This window comes from Parabacteroides vesiculifaciens (genome assembly GCF_049860805.1).
Taxonomy (GTDB): domain Bacteria; phylum Bacteroidota; class Bacteroidia; order Bacteroidales; family Tannerellaceae; genus Parabacteroides.
In genome coordinates this window covers 878,417-902,263 of record NZ_CP187555.1, presented here as the reverse complement: position 1 = coordinate 902,263, position 23,847 = coordinate 878,417, and the positions used below count along the sequence as shown (strand labels likewise).

Genomic DNA, 23,847 nt, shown 5'->3' with positions numbered 1-23,847 from the left:
ATAATGTTATGAAAAAACAATCCTATGCTATAAAATCAGTTGTCCTTCCTCTTTTAGCCTTTTCCTTAGGAAAGAAGTATCTATCTTATGAACATCATTTTTAGTCTGCTCAATTGCATGCTTGGCAGCCATTCCTGCCGCTTCCCCCGTCACTAAACAACATGGCATCACACGGGTACTACCAAAAGCCTGTTCATCTGTCGATATACAACGACCGGCTGTCAAAAGATTCTTTATTCCCTTTGGAGTTAGGCAACGATACGGAATACCATGAGATTCACCTTTCTTGTAATGTTCAGGCTTGTGTTTGCCACTATGGACATCTATATAATAACAATTCCGTCCGATCTCATCTTCAAATGATTTTCTCTGTCTCCAATCTTCAACCGTAAAAATATAATCGCCCTCTATCCGGCGACTGTCTCTAACTCCGAGCAGTGAAGCCGTTTTCACTACAAAAGCATTGGAAAAGGTAGACGGACGGACATCTTTCATGGCTTCCAAATACTGAACAGCTTTCTGCCGGCCTAATATCATGGCATCAGAGATTGCCCACGGATCTGTCGTGTCGACAGTCATGTGTCCAGCATTGCACTGAATAACATCCGGACCTGCCAGATTATTACAGAAATGGGTATCTACCAATGGATATTTTCCCGACCGGACCGCTTTATAGAGCGGCGTCTTTTCATCTTTCCAAACATACAAGGTAGGACCGTTTATATAATCATACGAATCGATGTTAGCAAAAGAAAAGCATAAACTGGACATCTGTACAGATCCTTTTTCGTCATATCCGCGCTTGAAAGATGCTCCTGCCCAGGCAGCCAGGTCACCATCTCCTGTCGCATCTATGTAAACTTTACCTTTAAAAGCCACCAAACCTGCCTTATTCGATACTATGATGGCATCGATCGTATCATCCGATGACATTTCGACCGCCGCTAAACGGGAAAAGAACAGCACTTTGGCTCCGGCATCCGTTACCTTCCGATCATAAATAGACATCAGATATTCAGGATTGATACTCACCCAATCCAGTTTATTCTCAGGTTCATGAGGTACACCCTTCTTTGATTCTCTAAAAATCTGTTCTGCCAATCCCCTGTATATGATCTTTTCACCATCGGAAAACGGGCACCATGCAGGAACCATTCCTGCCGTTCCCATTCCTCCCAATTGCCCCATTGCTTCTATCAATAAAGTCTTTGCTCCCTCGCGAGCCGCAGCAATAGCAGCCGTACATCCGGCCGGACCGCCTCCCACTATGATTACATCCCACTGATCGTCCACCATTATTTTAGAACGTTTCAATGTCAGACTCTTCTCGCGGGAAGCCAATGGTGCAGAACCGACCATATCTGGCATAGCTGCCGCCATAGCCATCATACCTGCTTTTTTAACAAAATCTCTTCTATTGCTCATCGTCTAATCTTGTTTATTATTTATAGAAAGAAAAGGCATTTTATTTTCCTTTTATGAATAATAAAATGCCTTTATCTTTTTAATTAGTGATTAATTAATAATCAGGATTTTGCTTCATATTCGGATTAATCAGAATTTCAGTGGTAGGTATCGGCCACAGATATTGCCGATCATCCCATTTCTTCTGCGCTATAACAGCGACTTTACCCGCAGTTTCCAGCTTAGAGAAATCGGCCAAACCGTTTTCATCGATTTCAGGAGCAAAAGGCCAGAACCAATCACCTTGGCTCACAACCTTTTCTATCAGCAATGAAGCGGGATAAAGCATCATATAAACCTTCTTACTCATCACCTTATCCATCAATCTCCAACGTATCAAATCCATATAGCGAAGCCCCTCTTTGGCAAACTCCATACGTCTTTCCATACGCAATTGGCTTCTTAAGGTTTTCTGATCTGCAGATGTAAATGCCGGATACTGATCCACTGCCGATTTATCGACTCCATAAGCCCTTGCACGAACTTCGTTCATTGCATCCAAAACAGACTGATCGATCTGATTCAATTCGATTTTCGCTTCTGCATACATTAACAGAACGTCTGCGTAACGCATAATAATTTTATCCGGATCAATCTTATTGGCATTTTCCAAACATGTTTCATCCATGCCTTTCTTCCAAACCAATCCATTATAAGAAGCGTATTGGGCAACGGCACGGGAATCATTGTTCTTGATCATCTGCCCTGTTTTATAGTTCATAACCTCCAAAGCTTCCGGATGCGGATTAAATTCGATTCCCATAAAGTTTTCACCAAACGGAACAATAGTCATACTTAAACGCGGATCACGATTTTTAAACGGATCATGTGAATCGAATAAAGGAGATTCGTCAATAGGTAAACCGTCCGTACATGTGTATGAAGCAAACAGATCCCAAGTTGGATTCGGAACAGCATATCCGCCATGATTTCTCGGCAACCAACCGTGTACATCCACAACTACGTTAAATTCAATTGATCGTGGAATCAAGAAAATCGATTCTTCCGCATTCTTTGTACCCGTTAAGAACAAATCGCCATAGTTTTTATGTAAAGAATAGATTCCTAAATCCATAACGGCTTTAGTTGCAGAAACCACAACGTCGTAATCACCCATATAAAGTGCATAACGGGCCTTCATTGCCAAAGCCGCTCCTTTCGTTGCTCTCTGGACGCCGGAATATGTAGTGGGCAAAGCATTTGCCGCTGCATCAAATTCGTCATAGACGAACTGTTTCACAGTTGCTACATCCGTACGTCCCATGGACATACCTTTATCGATGTCAATATCATCTTCCACCAAAGGAACGTCACCAAATTTTGAAGATAATTTAGCATAAGCACATGCTCTGTGAAAATGCGCTTCAGCAACATAACCATTAATTTTTGATTCTGCAGCACCGGCTTCTATAGCACGGTTCGCCTTCAAAATGATACCATTGGCACGTGAAACAACCTTATATTGCTTTGACCATAAGTCCGTAACTTTATCAGTCTGACCATTCAAAGTAGAACTTTGAAAAGGAGTCAAATTCTCACGATAAATATTATCATCAGACCAGTCTGTATTTCCCTCTTCATCCAACGGCCAGAATGTATCTCTATACAATTCATTAACGGCCATTTCTATTTCAGTTTCATTCGAATACCAGGTTTCTGTCGAACCATAAGACAACGGATTCAGATCCAAATCATGGCAAGCAGTAAACAATGTTACTCCACTGAGCAAGCAAACTATTATATTATTTCGTTTCATGTTCTTTCATTATTTAAAAGTTAACCGATACACCTAACAATACCGACATAGTAATAGGGTAGCCTGTAGAACTAACTTCCGGATCCCAACCATGGGGAAATTTACTTATACAGAACAAATCATTACCGGAAACATAGAATCTGACAGATTCCATACTTATTTTCTTAGTCAATACAGAAGGAAGCGTATAACCCAATGTCAGGTTTTTCATTCTCAGATATCTCCCGTTAAACATCCAATAGTCAGACATTGCCATGTTGGAATCTACATTATTACGAGTCAACCGGGGATACAGCGCATTCGCATTTTCACCATCACTATTGTTTACACTCCAGTAATTACCTTCCAGAATACCGGGAAAACCACACCAGTTGTTCTTCAATCCTTCAACCATATTCCTTCCGATACGGGCATTCTGGCTACCAACTCCCTGGAACATCATGGCAAGATCAAAGCCTTTATAAGAAGCAGAGAAATTAACACCGAACATATAACGAGGTAATGAACCGCCTAACTGTACACGATCATACTCTGAAGAAATCTTTCCATCAGGTACACCGTCCGGACCAGATATATCTTTATATTTAACATCACCAACTGTTACATTATTATTCAATTTCGGAGAGTTCTCCACATCGTCCTGTGTCAGAAACAGTCCGTCACTAATATAGCCATACCATTCATCAAATTGGCTACCTTCCATTTTCACCTTATCTCCCAAAAACTCTGTTCCGCCAAGATTTCCCATCTTTGAAACAAAGTCGGACAAATTAGCAGAGACAGAATATCCGAAATCTCCAACCTGGTCACGCCATCCGATTTCCAGATCATAACCTGTTGTATGCATGTTACCGGTATTTACACTCGGATTATCATACCCGATAAATTTCGGAATTTCCAAAGCAAGCAACATGTCTTTTGTTTTCTTTTTATAGAAGTCTCCAGAAAAATGTAAGCGTCCATCCAGGAAATTAGCATCTAAACCAATATCCCACGTTTCCGTTGTTTCCCAAGAAATATTACGAACTGCATAATATTGCTGAGCTGCTGTCAATAAAGAACTGACTGTATTTCCATTATAGAATAATCCGGAACCGAAATTCAAAGCAGATTGATACGGATAGTAGTTTTGAACATCTTTATTATCCTTTTTCATCGTGATTCGTTCATTACCCAACGTACCCCAAGAACCTCTCAGCTTCAAAAACGACAGCCAATTCCAGTTTAAGTTCTTCATAAACTTTTCTTCACTAACAACCCAACCTGCAGAGAATGAAGGGAAGTTAGCCCACCGGCTATCCGGGGCAAAACGAGAAGAGCCGTCACGACGGAAGTTCACCTGCAATAAATAACGATTAGCATAACTATAAGCAATACGACCGAAGAATGAGCGATATGCATATTCTTCCGCATTTCCACCATTATCTCTTAAAGACTCAGGACCGATGTCCAAATACGGGAAATTTGTCAATTCATACTGGTCACGGGAAGCATTTAAATTTTCCCAAAAAGCATAATAATCTTCATAACCGATCATAGCAGAAAGATCATGCTGACCGAATGATTTATTATAGTTTGCAAAGAACTGAGTTGTCACATCATAACTGTCATTCCTGTTTTCAGTCAGTTTCGTTGTTCTGTATTTAGCCATATAACCCTTCACTGTGGTCGGATCGTTTGCATACGTATAAGGTACCTGTTTTACGAAACTCTTGACTTTGTCAAAATTATATGTAGGAGCAATTACTCCTGATATTTTCAGACCTTCAATCGGAGATATATCGATAGCGGCTTTACCACCTAAACGATTATACCAGCTTGTTTTCAAACCACCATCCATTATCATGGCCAAAGGGTTCTCACCATCTTTCACATCCCCCCACAAACCATTACTCCAACGGATAGCATAAACAGGAGCAGTAGCACGATAATTCAACTCCATCGGATTCGTATGCGGTTCTTCTGATTTTGAACGCTTATAGTTTACATCCAAATGAGCCTCAATCCACTTATTTATCTTAAAGTCATTATTGATACGGATCATATAGCGTTCATAACCTCTGTTCTCATAGAGACCGTCAGTCTTGTCATATCGGAATGAAGCCTTTGTTTTAACAGCTTTGCTACCTCCGGCTATATTGATCGAATGTGTTTGACGGGGAGCAGAACTTTTCAAAATCGCATCTTGCCAGTCAACCATAGGATAAGCATCCGGATTCGTTTCATGATATTTCTGCCAATTATTTACCTGATCTTCAGAATATGCCTGATACCAACCTCCTGCATTATTATCATTGTAACGGGTTTCATTTATCATTTCCAAATAACGCTGCGCACCTACATACTCGGGTAATTCGGTTGGCATCTCCCAACCATATTCAAAATTATAGTTCAGAGAAAGATCGTTCTCTTTAGCGCGTTTTGTTGTAATCACAATAACACCTGCAGCAGCACGGGAACCATAGATAGAGGCAGATGCAGCATCTTTCAAGACAGACATGCTTTCGACATCTTCCGGATTTACCTGATTGATATCACCCGGCACACCATCCACAATCACCAGCGGACTGGATTCACCGATAGTCGTCACACCACGAATCTTAATGGAAGCTGTTGCTCCGGGAGCACTGTTATCGCGAGTTACCAAAACACCAGAAGCAGCGCCTTGCAAGGCAGTGGACAACTGAGTCGTTTTACGGGCTGCCAAGTCATCGCCTTTAATAGCAGCAACAGCACCAGTTAAATCTTTTTTCTTCATGGTACCATATCCGACAACAACTACTTCGTCCAGCATTTCTGAATCTTCTTTCAGGCTGATTGCCAGATCTGTCTTACTGCCAATAATAATCTCGCTCGTGGTATATCCAATATAAGAGACAACCAATGTTGCACCTGGTGCAACATTAAGGGAGAACCTCCCTTCGATATCGGTTACAGTACCGTTCGTCGTACCTTTTTCAACGACGTTCGCCCCGATAATCGGCTCGCCATTCACGTCTTTGATAACGCCAGTGATCGCTTTCTGATTCTGTTGTACACCCGGCACAGAAGAAACAGAGGACGGAGCTATCTTTATCAATACCTGCCGATCTATAATCTGATAATTGTAACCGGTATTTTGCAGTACTTGAGTTAGCGCTTCATCCAAAGTCGCATCTTTTACATTGATGCTTGCCTTCTTATTCACATTCACTCTGTTGTCATTGAAAAAAAATGTAAATTCACTATTCTTCTCAATGTCCTTTAAAATCTCAATGATACTGCTATTCTGCTTATTCATGGATAATTTATATCCCTGCGCGTAAGTTGAAGCAGAGATACAGCAAGCGACTCCTAAAGAAAATAAGGTCGTGAGTTTCATGATACGCTTAGTTTTTTTTAATAATGGGACACAAAGTGCCCGTTCATTACTTTTTTTCATAACTTTGTAATGTTTTTGATGAATATTAGTATGTTCCTCCGTGGTTTGAACATTTAGGGATGAACATATCGTCGAAATCTCGAATTGGAAGGTGTTTGCCGACATCTTCCAATTTTTTTAGGTTAACAAATCTCCTTCCTCATAGGCATTCTTTGAATTTTAATAATTACTATTTTAATATTATACTATTATTTCAAAATTAATCTCTTTATATATAAATACACACGAATAATCCTTTCCCCCTATTCCTATTACAAATAATTTATGAAAAGATTATTTCAAGATTACAACTAACGGGTCAAGCTGTAATTGCCGTCTTCCACCTCTTTATATTTTAAGGGAGAAGATAGTTGAATCAACATCAGTATCTTTTCCAGCGACTCATCCCTCACCTTAAAAGTAAACCGGTATTTATCCGCCAGGTCCTTCTGGCACATTACCTTTCTGCCGTACCATTGTTCGAGACGCGGGATGATCATGGAAAGTTTTTCGTTTTCGAAACTCAACATTTTTTGTTTGCGCCAGGCGGTATATTTGTCGGCATCCACAATCTGTTTGACGATCTTACCGGTTTGCCGGTCCATCAAGATTTTTTCATCAGGAGAGACGAGGTACTCTGCCATTTTGTTTGTTTCCTTATTCGCCACACTCACCTTTATCTTTCCATTCAGAAGAATCGCTTCTATCTTATTCTCCATATCGTAGCTGAACAGTTCGAATGCCGTCCCCAACGCCTCCACGCTCATATCCTCCGTGTGGACGATAAAAGGTTTTTCGCGATTCTTCGCCACATCGAAAAAAGCTTGCCCGTCCAACGTTATTTCACGCGTCTTGCCGGAGAAAGTGGCAGGATAGGTCAGGCGGCTGCCCGGCCCCATCTGCACTTTCGTTCCGTCCGGCAAAGAGACGGATTCCATATTTTGGATGCCGGAACTTACGACATACATCGGAACATTCGCCCGGTCCTGTAATGCGAAGTAAGCGGTTCCGGCCACACCCAATACCAGCAGGATGGAGGCAACCATACTATATACCTTATAAAACACAACCTTTTTGCCTTCTCCATACTGCCAAGCCCCCCTGCAAATATTCCGCCAAATGGACGGTTCGTCCGGCCGGTCGTTTCCCACTGCATCCGGAGCATCGTCCCACTGCCGCTCCATCTCTTTTGTCACCCGGCGGGATGATTGCAAGGCTATGCGCTCCTCTTCGGTCAGCGCATCCTGCATCAGTTTCTTTAATATATATTTTTTGTCTTCGTATTCCATTTTAATCGCTTTACATATATAAATACACACAAGTGGCTCCTACCCCCTATCCGATCCTGAAAAAACAGATTATTTTAGTACTTAACCTTACAAATTTCCTAAAAAATATGACAATATCCCCTCATAAATGAAGATTTCCAATAATAATTTGATTTTTAGCAAAATACAAAAGATACCAGTTTGTTAAAAAATATTACCCTTGCGGGTAATTTGAATTAGATGGGGTAGAAAATCGAATTAGATGCGGTAGTAGTTTCGATTTGAACCAATCACTTTTTTAGATAAATGACAATAAGATAGGAAAACAAGATGCATTAAATAAAGAGAAGAAGCAATGTGATATTCTTCTTCAGATACTTGAGGGCTTCGCTGATTTGATTCTCGACTGTTTTTTCAGAGATGTTCAACAGGAGGGCTATTTCTTTGTAGCTCTTTTGTTCTTTACGGCTCAGGTTAAAAATCTCGCGGCGGCGAGGAGGCAATTCGTCGATCAGACGGTCTATGTATTCCTGGAGGTTGTGGGCGTCTATCTCTTCTTCCACATCATACGGTTCTTCCAATGCGGCAAGGACCGTCACTTTGTAGAAATCCTCATTCACGTTTTTACGATGCCTATTGAAGATCAGATTCCGGGTGATAATAAACAACAAGCCTTTGAAATAGTCGTCTTCACGGAGGAATTCACGTGTTTCCCATATCTTGATAAAGACTTCCTGCACCACTTCCTCGGCAGCATCGGGATTGGTCAGATAAAGGCGGCTGAAATTATAGACCTGTTTCCAGTATTGCTTATACAGAGCCGTAAATGCATCTTTGCTGCTCTGTTTCAATAATAATATCAGTTCCCGCTCTTCCATATTCCGTTAAATATTCTACAAACGTAATGAATAAATTGAAAATTGAGAATTAAAAATTAAAAATTTTCCTCTTCCTAATTTTCAATTTTTAATTCTCAATTTTCAAGTCCTCAATGGTTCGTTCCTTCAAACAAGTCATGATCCTCCCTCTTCTGGGAGCTCTTGGCTTTGAAGTTATTGAACGTATAGCTGAGCGTGAGCGTAATCAGCGGATAGCTGGGGCGGATCCGCGTGATGGATTGCAGGTTTGAAGTAGTGATCTTGCTTACATAACGGGCTGAATTGAAGACATCCCGAAATGAAAGCGTTGCCGCCAGTTTACGGTTCATCAACTGCTGGCGAACGGCGAGGTTCACATACCAGAAAGCATCCGTACGCCCCTGGGTCGTGACAGACGGGCCGACGAAGTTGCCGTCTACCTGGATGCGAGTATATTTGAAGACATCGAAAGAGTTGTTCCACATGATATCGTAGTTCGTACTCTTCTCATTCTCGCCACCAGTCTTATACTGGTTCTTAACCTTATAATGGTACAGACTTCCGTTCAGGTTCACGTTCCACCAACGGGTTAGCTGCACCTGTCCGCTCAGTTCGATACCAGTCGAGTAATCGTGCCCGACATTCGCCATCGAGTCCAGTGTCACACCGGCTTCGTAGGGTACGCGCAGGCGTTCGATCTTATCTTTCCGGCTCCGGTGGAATACCGTGGCAGAAACCGTATGCTCACCGATATTCTTCTTATAATTCAGTTCGAAAGAGTTGATATACTCCGATCGGATATCCGGATTACCGATCTCGGCCGAATAAAAATCGCGGTAGGTAATATACGGCTCCATGAAGAAAAGTTCCGGACGGGTGATACGGCGCGAGTAGGAAACAAGCAACTTATGTTCCTTCGGGAACGTATAACCCAGGTGGAGGGAAGGGAAGAACTCGAACTTATTGTAGGTACGGTCCTTGCCCGGGATAGAGCTCCGCAGGACACGATGGGTATGCTCGCCACGCACACCCGCCTGGAAATCGAACGACTTATAGCTATCCGCTACAATTGCATAGACTGAATTGATGCCATGCTGAAAATAGAATGTGTTATAGATATCGTCCCGGTTGTAAAATTCCTTCTTCACCGGATCCCAAAAGTGCATCGTGTAGTCGCCATCTTCCAGGTAAGAGAAATATTGGTAGCCGCCTTCGATCCGTCCCGTCTTGCTGTAAGGATAAACATAGTCCAGGTTGCCCCGTACCGTCCAGCGATGCTCATCTTCCCAGGCGCGGTGTCCCTTTTCCCGCTCGTTGTTCTTATTGAAGAGGTCGCTCTGGAAATATTCCATCGCATTGCCTCCGTATTTCAGGTAGAAACTTCCCGTCAATTGATGTCCCTCATCGTCGAATTTATGATCGAAGCCGATCGTTCCCTGGAAATAGGTTTCATGCAGGTCGTAATCGTCACGGCTGTAATAATCGCCTTCGCCGAAGGTAATCACGCCAGCCAGACGCCTTTCCTTATAATCCAGGTCGCCGTTGCGCGTACGTCCGCCATACCCTCCTTCGAAGTCGGCATTCAAGGTGGTATGAGGCAATGTGTACATCCAGCCCGCCTTCATCGAGTAGTTTAAGTTGTTGCTCTTACGCGGTCCGTTGGAATGGGAGGTCGTTGCCGTGTCCGAAATTATAGTCGTCTTCTCCTGATCGAAGTCACTCTTGCGCAGGCGGTCGCTCCACACACCGCCCAGATACCAGCGCGACGCCTTGTTCTGTTGCGACAACAGGAAATCCACGCCGCGAGACAGGACCGTGCTTCCCGTCAGGTTCACCATGCCGCTAAAACCATGTTGGGCGTGTTTCTTCGTTACAATATTGATGATTCCCACATCGCCTCCCGTATCGTGACGGGCCGATGGGGTCGTGATAATTTCGATATTCGCGATATGTCCGGCCGGGATCTGCTCCAAAGCCTGCGTACCGCTGAACACACTCGGTTTGCCGTCCACATAGACCGTGAAACCGGTGCTGCCGCGGAAACTTACCTCCCCTTCCGCATCCACGCGTATAGATGGCGTGTTCTCGAGGATATCGACAGCCGAGCCGCCTCCGGCAAGCAGGTTCGAGGAGGCTTCGATCACCTTCTTATCCAATTTATAAATCACTTGTTTTTTCTGTGCCACCACTTCTACTTCAGCCAGCCCCACTTCCAACGGCTTCATGGCGATCGTTCCCAAGTCCATTGCCTTTGAAGCAGCATCCAGCACAATACCGGGACGGTTATACAGATCATAACCGACCAGGCGCACCAAAAGGTTATACTTACCGTCCTTCACACCGGCAATACGAAACGTACCGTCGGGATCGGGCAAAGCATGAAACACAGGATTAACGTCTCCTTCACGAAAAAGGAGTACATCGGCAAAATCAATCGGTTGGTTATTATTGGCATCGACTATTTTTCCTTTTATACGGAAACCCGGCGCCGCCATGGTAGAATAGCTAATACACAATAAGGTCAACAAGAGAAAAAAACACTTCTTCATTTCCTACATTGGTTTGTTAACAACGCCACGAAGATAAAACTTTCCTATTTGTAATGCAATAAATAGAGGTAATATAATTATGAAGGAGCAGATCATATACCGATTGAAGTAACGTACCCATATAGGATTTACCCTAAATATTTTCAAGCTCGCAAAAAAAATTATTACTTTATGCTTGTAGTTTCCAAAAAAGCGTTACTTTTGCTGCGTATTTAAAAACAAAGAGACAAAATGAATCGATTTAGCTTTACATATTACTTTTATTACTTTTACTTTAGCAGAGTGAAGGCAGGAGTTTGTATGTAGAGCGTTGATGAATGAATGTATATATCAATAACAAAATATGAAGTCCTGCCGGTTCGGTGGGACTTTTTTTTGTTACTGACAATTGAAAATTGAAAATTAATAGATAAAGAGAAGATGAAAAAGAAAGTAGCAATCCAGGGAATAGCCGGTTCGTACCACGATATAGCCGCCCGTAATTATTTCGAAGGTGAAGAAATTGAAATTATCGGTTGCAACACATTCAGAGATGTCATTGCGACCATCAAGAAAGATCCTTCCATTCTGGGAATGATGGCGATCGAGAACACGATTGCAGGCAGCTTGCTGCAGAACCACGAGCTGATCCGTGAAAGCGGTTTACAGATTATCGGTGAATACAAACTGCGTATCTCCCACTCGCTGGTTGCACTTCCGGGAACCGACATCCACGATGTCAAAGAGGTCAACTCCCACCCGATCGCCTTGATGCAATGTACCGATTTCCTCGATACGCTGCCCAATGCGAAAGTAGTCGAGAAGGAAGACACCGCCATGAGCGCCCGGTGGATTTCGGAAAACCAACTGAAAGGACATGCCGCCATCTGCGGGAAACTGGCCGCCCAGATCTACAACATGGAAGTCCTTGCCGAAGGGATCGAGACAAACAAACGCAACTTCACCCGCTTCCTGGCAATAGCCGACCGCTGGACGGCAGACGAGATGCTCAAAGGTGAAGACAAAAACAAAGCGTCAGTCGTTTTCGCCCTCCCCCACACAGCCGGCAGCCTCTCCAAAGTTCTCTCCGTCCTCTCTTTCTACGACATGAATCTTTCCAAAATACAATCCTTGCCGATCATTGGCCGCGAATGGGAATATCTGTTCTATATCAATCTGACATTTACGGATTACCTGCGCTACAAACAGGCATTGGATGCTATCAGACCGTTGACAAAAGACTTAAAAATACTTGGCGAATATGCAGAAGGAAAACAAAGTGTGTAAAACGATTACACCCGCTAACCGTGTAGGTAGCGTACAGGAATACTACTTTTCCAGGAAACTGAAAGAAGTAGCCGAAATGAATGCCGCAGGCAAAAACGTGATCAACCTCGGCGTAGGCAGTCCCGACCTCCCTCCTTCGGAACGGACTATCGAGACCTTGTGCGAACATGCCCGTCAGCCGAACGAACACGGTTATCAGCCGTATGTAGGCATTCCCGAACTGCGTAAAGGCTTTGCCGGTTGGTATAAGAAATGGTATGACGTAGACCTCGATCCGAAAACGGAAATCCAGCCGCTGATCGGTTCCAAAGAGGGAATCCTGCACATCTCGCTGGCATTCCTGAATCCGGGCGACGGCGTGCTGGTTCCCAATCCGGGTTATCCGACCTACAGTTCGGTAAGCAAATTAGTTGAAGCCAATCTGATCTCTTATGAGCTGAAAGAGGAACTGGGCTGGCAGCCGGACTTCGAAGAGCTGGAAAAGATGGACCTCTCGAACGTCAAGCTGATGTGGACCAACTACCCGAATATGCCGACAGGGGCAAACGCCAGCATGGAACTATACGAAAAGCTGGTTGCTTTCGGAAAGAAGCACGGGATTATCATCTGCAACGACAATCCTTACAGCTTCATCCTGAACGAGCATCCGTTGAGCATCCTGTCCGTACCGGGAGCCAAAGACATCTGCATCGAAATGAACTCCATGAGCAAGGCACACAATATGCCGGGTTGGCGTATGGCGATGCTCGCCTCCAACGCCCAGTTCGTACAGTGGGTTCTGAAAGTGAAAAGCAATATCGACTCCGGACAGTTCAAGCCGATGCAACACGCAGCTGTCGAAGCCCTGAGCGCCCCGAAGGAATGGTACGACAATATGAACCGCGTCTATCGCAGCCGCCGCGATCTCGCCGGACAGATCATGCACACGTTGGGATGCGAGTATGACGAAAAGCAGGTAGGCATGTTCCTCTGGGGAAAAATCCCCGCCGAGGCAAAAGGCAGCGAAGCGATAGCCGACAGAGTCCTGTATGATGCCAACGTCTTCCTGACACCGGGATTCATCTTCGGCAGCCAGGGCGAACGTTACATCCGTATCTCGCTCTGTTGTAAAAAAGAGACATTGGAAGAAGCATTAAAGAGAATAAAAAAGATTTATGTATCGCCATCAAATCATAAATCATAAATCATAAATCATCATACAGTCATGGAAATGGAATTAGAATCAATCATGTTACCCGGTATAGACCCGCAGCGCCCTGTCGTAATCGCCGGTCCGTGTAGCGCAGAGACAGAAGAACAAGTTATGGAAACAGCCAAAGGGATTGCCGACAAAGGCATCAAGCTGTTCCGCGCAGGAATCTGGAAACCTCGTACCAAACCGGGTGGATTCGAAGGAATCGGTGTGGAAGGCCTGCAATGGTTGAAGCGGGTAAAAAAGGAAACAGGCATGTATGTGGCTACCGAAGTGGCAACGAAAGACCATGTGTTCGAAGCATTGAAAGCAGGGATCGACATATTGTGGATCGGCGCCCGTACAACGGTCAACCCGTTCGCCGTACAGGAAATTGCAGATGCACTGAAAGGTGTGGATGTCCCTGTTCTGATCAAGAACCCGGTTAATCCGGATTTGGAATTGTGGATCGGCGCTTTCCAACGTCTCTACGGAGCCGGCATTCGTCGCCTCGGTGCTATCCACCGCGGTTTCAGCTCATACGATAAAAAGATGTACCGTAACCTCCCGCTCTGGCATATCCCTATCGAACTGCGCCGCCGTATGCCGAACCTGCCGATCTTCTGCGATCCGAGCCATATCGGAGGCAAACGCGAACTGGTCGCTCCGCTCTGCCAGCAGGCAATGGACCTGAGCTTCGACGGTTTGATCATCGAATCGCACTGCAACCCGGATTGTGCCTGGAGTGATGCTTCCCAGCAGATTACACCGGATGTATTGGATTACGTACTGAACTTATTGGTGATCCGCGATTCTAACCAGACAACCGAAAACCTGTCCGAACTCCGCCGCCAGATCGACGGTATCGACGAGCAGTTGCTGGAACTGCTGGCCAAACGTATGCGCATCTCCCGCGAAATCGGTGTGTATAAGAAAGAGCACAATATGCCGATCCTGCAATCACCGCGCTACAGCGAAATCCTGGAAAAGCGTTCCAATATGGGCGAACAGATGGAACTGAACACGGACTTTGTAAAAGAAATGCTGAAAGAAATCCATGAAGAGTCTGTCCGCCAGCAGATGATCATAATGAACGAACAATAAGAAAATGAAAATACTGATATTGGGTGCAGGGAAGATGGGATCTTTCTTCACCGATTTGCTTAGTTTTGAACATGAAGTGGCTGTGCTGGAAAGCGATCCGAAGCGGATGCGTTTCATCTATAACGCCCTTCGCCTGCAGAAGCCAGAAGAGGTAGCCGAGTTCAAGCCGGAACTGGTCATCAACTGTGTGACATTGAGTTATACGATTGAAGCGTTTAAAAGCGTCATGCCTTACCTGCAACCATACTGCATCATCTCGGATATCGCATCAGTCAAAACATATCTGAAAGAATTTTACGAGACATGCGGTTTCCCGTATGTTTCCACCCACCCGATGTTCGGCCCGACGTTCGCCAACCTCGGACAACTGGAAAAAGAAAATACGATCATTATTTCCGAAGGAGATCATTTGGGGAAAATATTCTTTAAAGATATCTATTCCAGCCTGCGCCTGCATATCTGTGAATATACTTTCGAGGAACATGATAAGGTCGTGGCCTACTCGCTCGGTATCCCGTTCGCATCCACAATGGTATTCGCCGCCACGATGAAGCACCAGGATGCTCCGGGTACGACCTTCAAACGTCACATGAAGATCGCCCGCGGCCTGCTTTCCGAAGACGATTACCTGCTGACGGAGATCCTTTTCAACCCGCGCACGCCTCACCAGATCGCACGCATCCAGGAAGAATTGGACATCTTACAGGGAATCATTAAAAACAAAGATTCGGAAGGAATGAAAGAATACCTGACAAAGATCAGGAAGAATATTGAATAAGTCCCGAAGAACTAAGACAAACCATCCGGCACATTAACCGGATCACGGATGTGATTCGATCGGCTCACAGCCGTGAAACGTACGGCTCACAAGTGTGATTCATACGGCTCACGGGTGTGAGCCGGTTAATAGATGGTATGCCGCGGATCAGTTCATAGTATGATCCGCCTCACTATCAGCGGGAAACCATCCCAGGTTCCCGGCGTTCTTTTCCTTTCATACGGGTAAGGTTATCGCCAAGTTCTTCACGCATCCGGTCGGCGATCTTCATCAACTTCGCCGCTTCCTCCGGATATTGGGAGATAACATCGTAGCGTTCTCCCGGATCACGGCGCAAGTCGTACATCTCCGCTTTATAAAGTTGCAGGTTGGTCAACTGTCCGGGCTGTCCGTCGTTGCCGGGGACAAAAGCGCCGTAGGTCACATATTTATGCGGGAACACCAGTTTGAACTTTCCATCCGTTACGGCTTCCAGGTCATTCTTATTGTAATAGTAGACAAACGACTCGCGCGGGTTGGCATCTTTATCCCCCCGGATCAAAGGCAGAAGACTCACGCCGTCGATCTTGCGCTGCGGCAACGGAGCCCCGCTTATCTCTGCCAAAGTCGGGAACAGGTCGATGTTGGAAGCTAACTTGTTGCAAGTCGTGCCCGGCTGTGTCTTTCCTTTCCAGTACATCACACAGGGGATACGGTTACCGCCATCGAACGTGGTTGCTTTCGCTTCGCGCAAACCGCCGGCAGAACCGGCATGGTTCCCATAATTTGCCCACGGGCCGTTATCGGAGGTCAATACCACCAATGTATTTTCTTCCAATCCCAATTCGCGCAACGTTTTCAGCACCTCTCCCACGCTCCAGTCTATTTCCATCAAGACGTCTCCATACAAACCCTGCTCGCTTTTCCCTTTGAACTTGTCGGAAACAGCCAGCGGCACATGCGGCATGGAATGGGCCAGATAAAGGAAAAACGGTTTGTTGCTATTCTTTTTGATGAAGTTGACGGAACGCGCCGTATAGTCGGTCGTGAAACGGGACTGGTCCGTATTGTAGCCGGCCACCTCATTCCCGTCGTAGGTCGGCAGATCGGGGAAATTGAACACTTCGCCCTGCTGCGGGTGGTAAGGCCACATATCGTTGGAATAGGGCAAACCGTAATATTCGTCGAAACCGTTTTGCAGAGGAAGGAATTGCTTCTGGCTGCCCAAATGCCACTTTCCGAATATCGCAGTGCTGTAGTCTTTCTGTTTCAGCAACTCTCCCATCGTCATCTCCTCCGGATGGATGCCGTAGTCGGAATCCGGCCCGGGAGCTCCGGCAAAGCCTATGCGGTTCGGATAGCATCCGGTCAGCAATCCGGCACGCGAAGCGCCGCTGATCGGATGCCCGGCGAGAAAGTGGGTGAAGCGTACGCCCTCGGCCGCCATCTGGTCGATATTGGGTGTCGTATAGCCGTATGCTCCGTTGAAAGAGAAGTCGCCATAACCGACATCATCCAGATTGATAATGATAAAATTCGTATAATCGGCCGCTTGCATGGCAAAGGGCAAACTGCCTAAGGTTGACAATAAAATTAATTTATTCATGATATTTATATTGCAGGTTATACCAGTCCGGCAGGCCGGACACGGGGCCAAAGATAAGGAAGATAAGCCAAAATCACACGTTTGATTTCGGAAAGTCACCGGGAAAACGTATTTTTGTATGCTTATTTCAAAAAAGAGTGTTTTACAGATGAAGGTATGTATAGCTGAAAAGCCCAGTGTAGCGCGCGAAATTGCAGAAGTTCTCGGGGCGACCAAGAAGATGAACGGATATATTGAAGGAAACGGGTATCAGGTAACCTGGACTTTCGGACATCTGTGCACTCTTAAAGAACCCAACGATTATTCGGACAACTGGAAACGATGGAGCTTAGCTTCCCTCCCGATGATCCCGCCCCGCTTCGGCATCAAGCTGATCAGCAACCCGACATACGAGCAGCAATTCAAAACAATCGAAGAGTTGATGCAGAACGCCGAAATGGTCATCAACTGCGGGGATGCCGGTCAGGAAGGAGAACTGATCCAGCGTTGGGTGATGCAGAAAGCAGGCTGCAAATGTCCGGTCTACCGCCTGTGGATATCTTCATTGACGGAAGAGGCGATCCGCGAAGGTTTCCAGCACCTGAAGGAACAGTCCGATTTCACCAAGTTGTATGAAGCCGGCCTTTCCCGTGCCATCGGTGACTGGCTGTTAGGGATGAACGCGACGCGCCTCTACACGCTCCGTTACGGACAAAACCGGCAAGTGCTCTCCATCGGGCGCGTACAAACGCCTACCCTGGCACTGATCGTCAACCGGCAGAATGAAATAGACAACTTCAAGCCGGAACCCTATTGGGAGCTGAAAACAATCTACCGGAATACGACTTTCTCGGCCGCCAAAGGCAAATTCACGAAGAAGGAAGAAGGGGAAGCCTTTCTAGAAATAGTCCGGCAAGAGGACTTCACCGTCACCGATATATCCGAAAAGAAAGGCAAAGAATATGCTCCCCGCCTCTTCGACCTGACTTCGTTGCAGGTGGAATGCAATAAGAAATTCGCCTTTACGGCAGACGAGACATTGAAGCTGATCCAGTCGCTATACGAAAAGAAAGTGACAACCTATCCGCGTGTCGATACCACTTTCCTGAGCGAAGATATTTATCCGAAAGTGCCTAATACACTTAGCGGCTTAGTCGATTATGCCGACCTGACGGCTTCGCTATTGAAAGCCAAGATACGAAAAGACAAACGCGTATTCGACAACTCGAAGGTGACAGACCACCATGCCATCATCCCGACCGGCGTACCGGCACGTAACCTGACGGACAACGAACGGAAGGTGTACGACCTGGTTGCCCGCCGTTTCATCGCAGCTTTCTATCCGGACTGCGAGATCTCGACGACCACGGTCCTGGGGAAGGTCGGCAAAGTGGATTTTAAAGTAACGGGCAAGCAGATACTGAAACCGGGATGGCGCGTCGTCTTCGGTGCCGAGCAGAAGGATCCGGATGCCGAACCGTCCGACGAAGAAGGTGTATTGCCGGATTTCGTCAAAGGGGAAAGCGGCCCCCACAAACCTACATTAGGTGAGAAATGGACACAGCCGCCCAAGCCTTATACGGAAGCAACGTTGCTACGCGCTATGGAAACGGCCGGTAAGCTCGTGGACAATGACGAGTTGCGAGATGCCCTGAAAGAAAACGGTATTGGCCGTCCTTCCACCCGCGCCGCCATTATCGAGACTTTGTTCAAACGCAATTACATCCGCAAGGAACGCAAGAACCTGTTTCCTACGGCTACCGGTGCGGAATTGATCGGCACGATACAGGAAGAACTGTTGAAAAGCGCCGAACTGACCGGTCTTTGGGAAAAGAAACTCCGCCAGATCGAACGGGGCACTTACGAAGCCCGTACTTTCCTCGAAGAGCTTAAGCAGATGGTCCACCAGGTAGTGATCAACGTCCTCTCCGACCAGACCGGACGCACCATCACGATCGAGAAGGCCGATCCTGAAAAGCCCCAAGCCGAAAAAGAAACGAAAGAAAAGAAGCCGCGCAAGCCGCGTGCCAAAAAGGAAAAGGCGGCCGGTCAGCCGGAAGAAACAACCGCTCCCGCAAAGCCGGTATGCCCGATCTGTAAGAAAGGCAGCATCCTGCGTGGTAAAACGGCTTACGGCTGCTCCGAATATAAAAACGGCTGCACTTTCCGTATGGACTATGCCACTTATGGCGAAGGTTTATCGGATGAGGAATTGATAAAGGTTATCGGCAAACAGTAAGGGCATCTTCATCTGTCATTATAATGGTCTTTTGCTTGTACCACGGTTACAATCACTTTGTCATCCTCGACCGCATAAATCAATCGGTCTTTTTTATTGATGCGACGAGACCAATAACCGGACCAGTTTCCCCGCAGAACTTCCGGTTTACCTGTACCGTATAAGGATGTTCACGCAGTTCATCTAATAAAGCGCCCACCTTCTTGGCCCCGCTTTATCGCCGGAGCGTAAAAAGGAGGCAATATCGATTTTTGCTTCCTCGGTAATGATTAGTTTATATTTCATAAACCAAGTAATTCTTTCTGAAGTTCAGGTGTCAATTCCACAACTTCTCCATTCTCCCTCTGCTTCACAGATTTCTGGAAATGGGCAAGATTCGCCGGATTGGTAAAGAAAGTATCTTCTTTTGAAGTGGTAATACGTTTGATGGAAGCTTTCACTTTCTTTACTAATTCCATATCATCGAGAGCCAATATGATTCTCGCCAATTCCGCTTTTTCAGCTTCCATAGCCATCGTTGATTTCGTCATAGTCATTTCCTCTTTATTATGTATCTGACAAAAGTAATAATTAAATAGATTACAAATTTAAGATGAATCTTAAAAGTTTACCTATATTTGTTTATTAATTAATTATTGATCCATGAAAGAAGAATGGTTTCCTTTGGTTAATGAGGAGGGAGAGACAATAGGGAAGGCAACCCGTAAAGAGTGCCATAGCGGATCGAAGATACTACATCCGGTAGTGCACCTGCATATTTTCAATGAGGCGGGCGATCTCTATCTGCAAAAACGTTCGATGAACAAAGATATCCAACCCGGTAAATGGGATACGTCTGTAGGTGGCCATATCGACTATGGCGAGACAGTCGAAGAAGCCCTCCGCCGGGAAGTGCGGGAAGAATTAGGGATAACCGGTTTCGTCCCGCAATTCATCACCCGCTATATATTCGAATCGGCTATCGAGAAAGAGTTGGTCAACACCTACCGAACCACCTACGACGGTCCGGTTATCCCCGACCCTTCCGAACTGGACGGCGGGCGTTTCTGGTCTCCGGCCGAAATCCTCGAAAACATAGGAAAAGGCGTTTTCACTCCCAACTTCGAAGGGGAATATAAACGGTTATTCATGTAAACTGCAAAAACACTAAAGCATAAAGCAATGGCAAAAGAATTAGAACTCAAGTACGGCTGCAACCCCAACCAGAAGCCGTCGCGCATTTTCATGCAGCAAGGGGAATTGCCCATAGAAGTCTTGAACGGACGTCCCGGATATATCAACTTCCTGGATGCCTTCAACAGTTGGCAATTAGTAAAAGAACTGAAAGAAGCAACCGGACTGCCTGCCGCCGCTTCCTTCAAGCATGTAAGCCCGGCAGGAGCCGCAGTGGGAGTCGAGATGAGCGAGACGCTGAAGAAGATCTATTTTGTGGACGACCTTCCGCTGACTCCGCTTGCAACCGCCTATGCCCGCGCCCGCGGTGCCGACCGTATGTCGTCTTACGGCGACTTCATCGCACTCAGCGACATTTGTGACGAAGCGACTGCACGCCTCATCAACCGCGAAGTTTCCGACGGTGTCATTGCTCCCGACTATACGCCGGAGGCACTTGAAATACTGAAGAATAAACGGAAAGGCACTTACAATGTCATCAAGATCGATCCGGCCTACCGCCCTGCCCCCATCGAGCACAAAGATGTTTTCGGCATCACATTCGAGCAAGGACGTAACGAGATCAAGTTAGACGAAAGCCTGCTGACCAATATCCCGACCCAGAACAAAAACTTCCCGGACGAAGCGAAGCGCGACCTGATCATCGCCCTTATCACGCTGAAATATACGCAGAGTAACTCAGTCTGCTACGTCAAGAACGGACAGGCTATCGGTATCGGCGCCGGACAGCAAAGCCGTATCCATTGCACCCGCCTGGCAGGCAATAAAGCGGATATCTGGTATCTGCGCCAGCATCCGAAAGTAATGAACCTGCCCTGGATCGAGAAGATCCGCCGTGCAGACCGCGACAACACGATCGACGTGTACATCAGCGACGACCACGAAGACGTTTTGGCCGACGGTATCTGGCAGCAGTTCTTCACTGAAAAACCGGAAGTCCTGACACGCGAAGAAAAACGTGCCTGGTTAGACACGCTGAAAGGCGTTTCATTGGGCTCTGACGCCTTCTTCCCCTTCGGCGACAATATCGAACGGGCACATAAGAGCGGCGTAGACTATATAGCACAGGCAGGCGGCTCCGTCCGTGACGACCATGTAATCGACACGTGTGACAAATACGGCATCGCAATGGCATTCACAGGCGTACGGTTGTTCCATCATTAATGGGGGGAACTTAGGTCTTGAAACCAAAAAAGAGGTTATGCAATAAGCATAGCCTCTTTTCTTTTTTATCTCGATGAAAGATTATTTGCACATATCACGAATGATCTGGATCAGCTCGTCGCCAATTTCTTCAGCTTCCTGCATCGTGTGGGCTTCGGAATAAATACGGATAATCGGTTCCGTATTACTCTTACGCAGATGGACCCATTTTTCAGGGAAGTCGATCTTCACACCGTCGATATCGGTGATATCGTACTGGGCGAATTTCTCTTTTACTTTTGCCAGAATAGCATCCACATCGATATCCGGAGTCAATTCCACTTTCTTCTTGGAGATGAAGTACGGAGGATAAGAAGCACGCAGTTCGCTTGTCTTCATCTGTTTCTTTGCCAGATGAGTCAGGAACAGGGCAATACCTACCAAAGCATCACGACCGTAATGGCTGGCCGGATAGATCACACCGCCATTGCCTTCACCACCGATGATAGCGTTAGTAGCTTTCATCTTCGTAACTACATTCACTTCACCTACCGCTGCTGCATTATATTCGCAACCATGAGCACGGGTAACATCACGCAGGGCACGGCTCGAACTCAGATTACTAACCGTATTACCCGGTGTATGGCTCAAAATGTAGTCGCTGACAGCCACCAATGTATATTCTTCACCAAACATCTCCCCGTCTTCGCAGATAATAGCCAAACGGTCTACGTCCGGGTCCACAACAAAACCGACATCGGCTTTGGCATGTTTCATCAGGTCGGAGATTTCCGTCAGGTTCTCAGGGATCGGTTCCGGATTGTGGGCAAAGTTACCGTGAGGAGCACAATGCAGCTTGAAAATTTCCTTTACACCCAAAGCGGAAAGCAATTCGGGAATAACGACACCGCCTACCGAGTTCACACAGTCGATAGCGACACGGAAATTAGCAGCCTTGATCGCTTCGACATCAACCAAATCCAGTTTCAACACACTTTCGATATGCTTTTGGTTGTACGTATTGTTTACGTACACTTTACCTAAATTGTCGACATCGGCAAATACGAAACTTTCTTCAGCAGCTATCTTAAGCACCTCGGCACCTTCGGCAGCGTTCAGGAATTCACCCCGTTCATTCAGCAACTTCAGAGCATTCCATTGTTTCGGATTATGGCTGGCAGTCAAAATGATACCACCACAAGCTTCTTCCCAGGCAACAGCCAACTCGGTGGTCGGAGTAGTAGCCAGATCGATGTCTACCACATCAAAGCCCATTCCGGTAAGCGTACCGAGAACGACTTGTTTAACCATCGGACCGGAGATACGTGCATCACGACCTACCACGATCTTGTTTGTTGTCACCTTCGTGTTTTTCTTAATGAATGTAGCATAAGCAGCCACAAACTTAACAATAGCCAACGGATTGAGCCCGTCCTCCGGGTTCCCGCCTATTGTACCACGGATACCAGAAATAGATTTAATCAGTGTCATTTAGTTAGATTTATTTTATAAAAGTATACTTCACTTTCTCAAAAAACACAGGTGTTCCCGAGCTTTGGAAATCACTACTCATCAGTTTGAACGGAACGATCAGTTTGACAACCGAGCTGTCTCCCACGTAAGGAAGTCCGGCACCTAAACCTTCACAAATAAACATATCCCATGTGTAAGAGTAATCAGGATTCAAAGAAGTATAATAACCATATCTGAACTCTACCGGATGCGTACCGTTTGAATTAGGACCGAGCAGGTCGACGGTAGTACCGGTCGGTATACTACTATTTCCCATAAACATCAGAGCGATAAAACGGGAACGGATCGCCGTTTGACCCAACACCGCACGCTCACTGTTTCCTTTATTGACGATATTCAGATAAACACCATTATCCAACTCTACAAATTCATTTTCCTTAAAAATACTGTCCTTAGGAAATTCATCTAAAAAGACAAATCCACTATCAACCTGCAAACGCTCGATCGCTCTTCTCTGGGCCTTCAACATATCGGTGTATGACTTTGTCTTGTCACACGACACCACCATTATGGCAGTGCACATAATCAACAGGATATAAAAACCTCTCTTCATCTGTTACGTATTAATTGTAAATGAATGGC

Annotated in this window: 18 protein-coding genes; 7 read left to right on the top strand and 11 right to left on the bottom strand. The window is 45.9% G+C overall.

Going from position 1 to position 23,847, the window contains the following annotated elements:
* Nucleotides 1-27 precede the first annotated feature (27 nt).
* From ACPYIV_RS03600 to ACPYIV_RS03575, 6 genes are all read right to left on the bottom strand, one after another.
* Entirely contained in the window at nt 28-1,425 is a 1,398-nt protein-coding gene (locus tag ACPYIV_RS03600; RefSeq protein ID WP_425885575.1) for an FAD-dependent oxidoreductase, read from the bottom strand.
* 94 nt (nt 1,426-1,519) lie between these two features.
* Nucleotides 1,520-3,220 (bottom strand): RagB/SusD family nutrient uptake outer membrane protein, encoded by a 1,701-nt coding sequence (locus tag ACPYIV_RS03595; protein ID WP_425885572.1) that lies wholly within the window; start codon nt 3,218-3,220, stop codon nt 1,520-1,522.
* A 13-nt stretch (nt 3,221-3,233) separates the two neighbouring features.
* Nucleotides 3,234-6,641: a TonB-dependent receptor gene (locus ACPYIV_RS03590; protein ID WP_425885570.1), complete on the bottom strand. Its 3,408-nt coding sequence runs from the start codon at nt 6,639-6,641 to the stop codon at nt 3,234-3,236.
* Nucleotides 6,642-6,931: 290 nt separating this feature from the next.
* Nucleotides 6,932-7,909, bottom strand: a complete 978-nt coding sequence (locus ACPYIV_RS03585) for a FecR family protein (RefSeq protein ID WP_425885568.1) — start codon at nt 7,907-7,909, stop codon at nt 6,932-6,934.
* Between the two features lie 314 nt (nt 7,910-8,223).
* Nucleotides 8,224-8,766: an RNA polymerase sigma-70 factor gene (locus tag ACPYIV_RS03580; protein WP_425885566.1), complete on the bottom strand. Its 543-nt coding sequence runs from the start codon at nt 8,764-8,766 to the stop codon at nt 8,224-8,226.
* 110 nt (nt 8,767-8,876) lie between these two features.
* On the bottom strand, nt 8,877-11,294 hold the full coding sequence (locus tag ACPYIV_RS03575; protein WP_425885564.1) for a TonB-dependent receptor domain-containing protein: 2,418 nt from the start codon (nt 11,292-11,294) through the stop codon (nt 8,877-8,879).
* A 420-nt stretch (nt 11,295-11,714) separates the two neighbouring features.
* On the opposite strand from ACPYIV_RS03575, the gene ACPYIV_RS03570 reads away from it, so the two are divergent.
* Genes ACPYIV_RS03570 through ACPYIV_RS03555 form a run of 4 tightly spaced genes read left to right on the top strand, consistent with a single transcriptional unit; the run spans nt 11,715 to nt 15,613 of the window.
* A complete protein-coding gene (locus ACPYIV_RS03570) occupies nt 11,715-12,560 on the top strand; it encodes a prephenate dehydratase (RefSeq protein WP_293732354.1) in 846 nt (281 codons plus the stop codon).
* The gene (locus ACPYIV_RS03565; RefSeq protein WP_293739956.1) at nt 12,535-13,743 is read left to right on the top strand and encodes a pyridoxal phosphate-dependent aminotransferase; all 1,209 of its coding nucleotides are present in this window, start codon (nt 12,535-12,537) and stop codon (nt 13,741-13,743) included. The genes ACPYIV_RS03570 and ACPYIV_RS03565 overlap by 26 nt, the downstream gene beginning before the upstream one ends.
* Nucleotides 13,744-13,764: 21 nt before the next feature.
* Nucleotides 13,765-14,835, top strand: coding sequence for a bifunctional 3-deoxy-7-phosphoheptulonate synthase/chorismate mutase type II (locus ACPYIV_RS03560; protein WP_293732352.1), 1,071 nt, complete (start codon nt 13,765-13,767; stop codon nt 14,833-14,835).
* 4 nt (nt 14,836-14,839) lie between these two features.
* Nucleotides 14,840-15,613 (top strand): prephenate dehydrogenase, encoded by a 774-nt coding sequence (locus ACPYIV_RS03555; RefSeq protein WP_293732351.1) that lies wholly within the window; start codon nt 14,840-14,842, stop codon nt 15,611-15,613.
* A 175-nt stretch (nt 15,614-15,788) separates the two neighbouring features.
* Here the strand turns inward: ACPYIV_RS03555 and ACPYIV_RS03550 are convergent, their stop codons facing one another.
* Entirely contained in the window at nt 15,789-17,201 is a 1,413-nt protein-coding gene (locus tag ACPYIV_RS03550) for a sulfatase family protein (RefSeq protein ID WP_425886491.1), read from the bottom strand.
* 145 nt (nt 17,202-17,346) lie between these two features.
* Between ACPYIV_RS03550 and ACPYIV_RS03545 the strand changes: the two genes are divergently transcribed.
* On the top strand, nt 17,347-19,416 hold the full coding sequence (locus ACPYIV_RS03545; protein ID WP_299364082.1) for a DNA topoisomerase 3: 2,070 nt from the start codon (nt 17,347-17,349) through the stop codon (nt 19,414-19,416).
* Nucleotides 19,417-19,424: 8 nt separating this feature from the next.
* Here the strand turns inward: ACPYIV_RS03545 and ACPYIV_RS03540 are convergent, their stop codons facing one another.
* Nucleotides 19,425-19,553, bottom strand: coding sequence for a type II toxin-antitoxin system YoeB family toxin (locus ACPYIV_RS03540; protein WP_301706149.1), 129 nt, complete (start codon nt 19,551-19,553; stop codon nt 19,425-19,427).
* Nucleotides 19,554-19,697: 144 nt separating this feature from the next.
* Entirely contained in the window at nt 19,698-19,946 is a 249-nt protein-coding gene (locus ACPYIV_RS03535; RefSeq protein ID WP_301706145.1) for a hypothetical protein, read from the bottom strand.
* Nucleotides 19,947-20,058: 112 nt separating this feature from the next.
* Here ACPYIV_RS03535 and ACPYIV_RS03530 point away from each other — a divergent pair, with 112 nt between their 5' ends.
* Nucleotides 20,059-20,550 (top strand): NUDIX hydrolase, encoded by a 492-nt coding sequence (locus ACPYIV_RS03530; protein WP_425885560.1) that lies wholly within the window; start codon nt 20,059-20,061, stop codon nt 20,548-20,550.
* A 27-nt stretch (nt 20,551-20,577) separates the two neighbouring features.
* Nucleotides 20,578-21,753, top strand: a complete 1,176-nt coding sequence (locus ACPYIV_RS03525) for a phosphoribosylaminoimidazolecarboxamide formyltransferase (protein WP_425885558.1) — start codon at nt 20,578-20,580, stop codon at nt 21,751-21,753.
* 81 nt (nt 21,754-21,834) lie between these two features.
* On the opposite strand, the gene glmM is transcribed toward ACPYIV_RS03525, so the two are convergent.
* Together glmM and ACPYIV_RS03515 are read right to left on the bottom strand one after the other, a co-directional pair.
* Nucleotides 21,835-23,223 carry a phosphoglucosamine mutase gene (glmM, locus tag ACPYIV_RS03520; RefSeq protein ID WP_293732345.1) on the bottom strand — a complete coding sequence of 463 codons (1,389 nt, stop codon included), beginning with the start codon at nt 23,221-23,223 and terminating at the stop codon, nt 21,835-21,837.
* Between the two features lie 10 nt (nt 23,224-23,233).
* Nucleotides 23,234-23,818 (bottom strand): DUF4827 family protein, encoded by a 585-nt coding sequence (locus tag ACPYIV_RS03515; RefSeq protein WP_301705310.1) that lies wholly within the window; start codon nt 23,816-23,818, stop codon nt 23,234-23,236.
* Nucleotides 23,819-23,847 lie beyond the last annotated feature (29 nt).

What these genes read in the sequence shown, in the direction of transcription:
- ACPYIV_RS03555 (WP_293732351.1), top strand. Translation starts at nt 14,840, where the DNA reads ATGAAAATACTGATATTGGGTGCAGGGAAGATGGGATCTTTCTTCACC.
- ACPYIV_RS03565 (WP_293739956.1), top strand. Translation starts at nt 12,535, where the DNA reads ATGCAGAAGGAAAACAAAGTGTGTAAAACGATTACACCCGCTAACCGT.
- ACPYIV_RS03580 (WP_425885566.1), bottom strand. Translation starts at nt 8,766, where the DNA reads ATGGAAGAGCGGGAACTGATATTATTATTGAAACAGAGCAGCAAAGAT.
- ACPYIV_RS03525 (WP_425885558.1), top strand. Translation starts at nt 20,578, where the DNA reads ATGGCAAAAGAATTAGAACTCAAGTACGGCTGCAACCCCAACCAGAAG.
- ACPYIV_RS03545 (WP_299364082.1), top strand. Translation starts at nt 17,347, where the DNA reads ATGAAGGTATGTATAGCTGAAAAGCCCAGTGTAGCGCGCGAAATTGCA.
- ACPYIV_RS03560 (WP_293732352.1), top strand. Translation starts at nt 13,765, where the DNA reads ATGGAAATGGAATTAGAATCAATCATGTTACCCGGTATAGACCCGCAG.
- ACPYIV_RS03515 (WP_301705310.1), bottom strand. Translation starts at nt 23,818, where the DNA reads ATGAAGAGAGGTTTTTATATCCTGTTGATTATGTGCACTGCCATAATG.
- glmM (WP_293732345.1), bottom strand. Translation starts at nt 23,223, where the DNA reads ATGACACTGATTAAATCTATTTCTGGTATCCGTGGTACAATAGGCGGG.
- ACPYIV_RS03600 (WP_425885575.1), bottom strand. Translation starts at nt 1,425, where the DNA reads ATGAGCAATAGAAGAGATTTTGTTAAAAAAGCAGGTATGATGGCTATG.
- ACPYIV_RS03585 (WP_425885568.1), bottom strand. Translation starts at nt 7,909, where the DNA reads ATGGAATACGAAGACAAAAAATATATATTAAAGAAACTGATGCAGGAT.
- ACPYIV_RS03595 (WP_425885572.1), bottom strand. Translation starts at nt 3,220, where the DNA reads ATGAAACGAAATAATATAATAGTTTGCTTGCTCAGTGGAGTAACATTG.
- ACPYIV_RS03535 (WP_301706145.1), bottom strand. Translation starts at nt 19,946, where the DNA reads ATGACGAAATCAACGATGGCTATGGAAGCTGAAAAAGCGGAATTGGCG.
- ACPYIV_RS03530 (WP_425885560.1), top strand. Translation starts at nt 20,059, where the DNA reads ATGAAAGAAGAATGGTTTCCTTTGGTTAATGAGGAGGGAGAGACAATA.
- ACPYIV_RS03590 (WP_425885570.1), bottom strand. Translation starts at nt 6,641, where the DNA reads ATGAAAAAAAGTAATGAACGGGCACTTTGTGTCCCATTATTAAAAAAA.
- ACPYIV_RS03575 (WP_425885564.1), bottom strand. Translation starts at nt 11,294, where the DNA reads ATGAAGAAGTGTTTTTTTCTCTTGTTGACCTTATTGTGTATTAGCTAT.
- ACPYIV_RS03570 (WP_293732354.1), top strand. Translation starts at nt 11,715, where the DNA reads ATGAAAAAGAAAGTAGCAATCCAGGGAATAGCCGGTTCGTACCACGAT.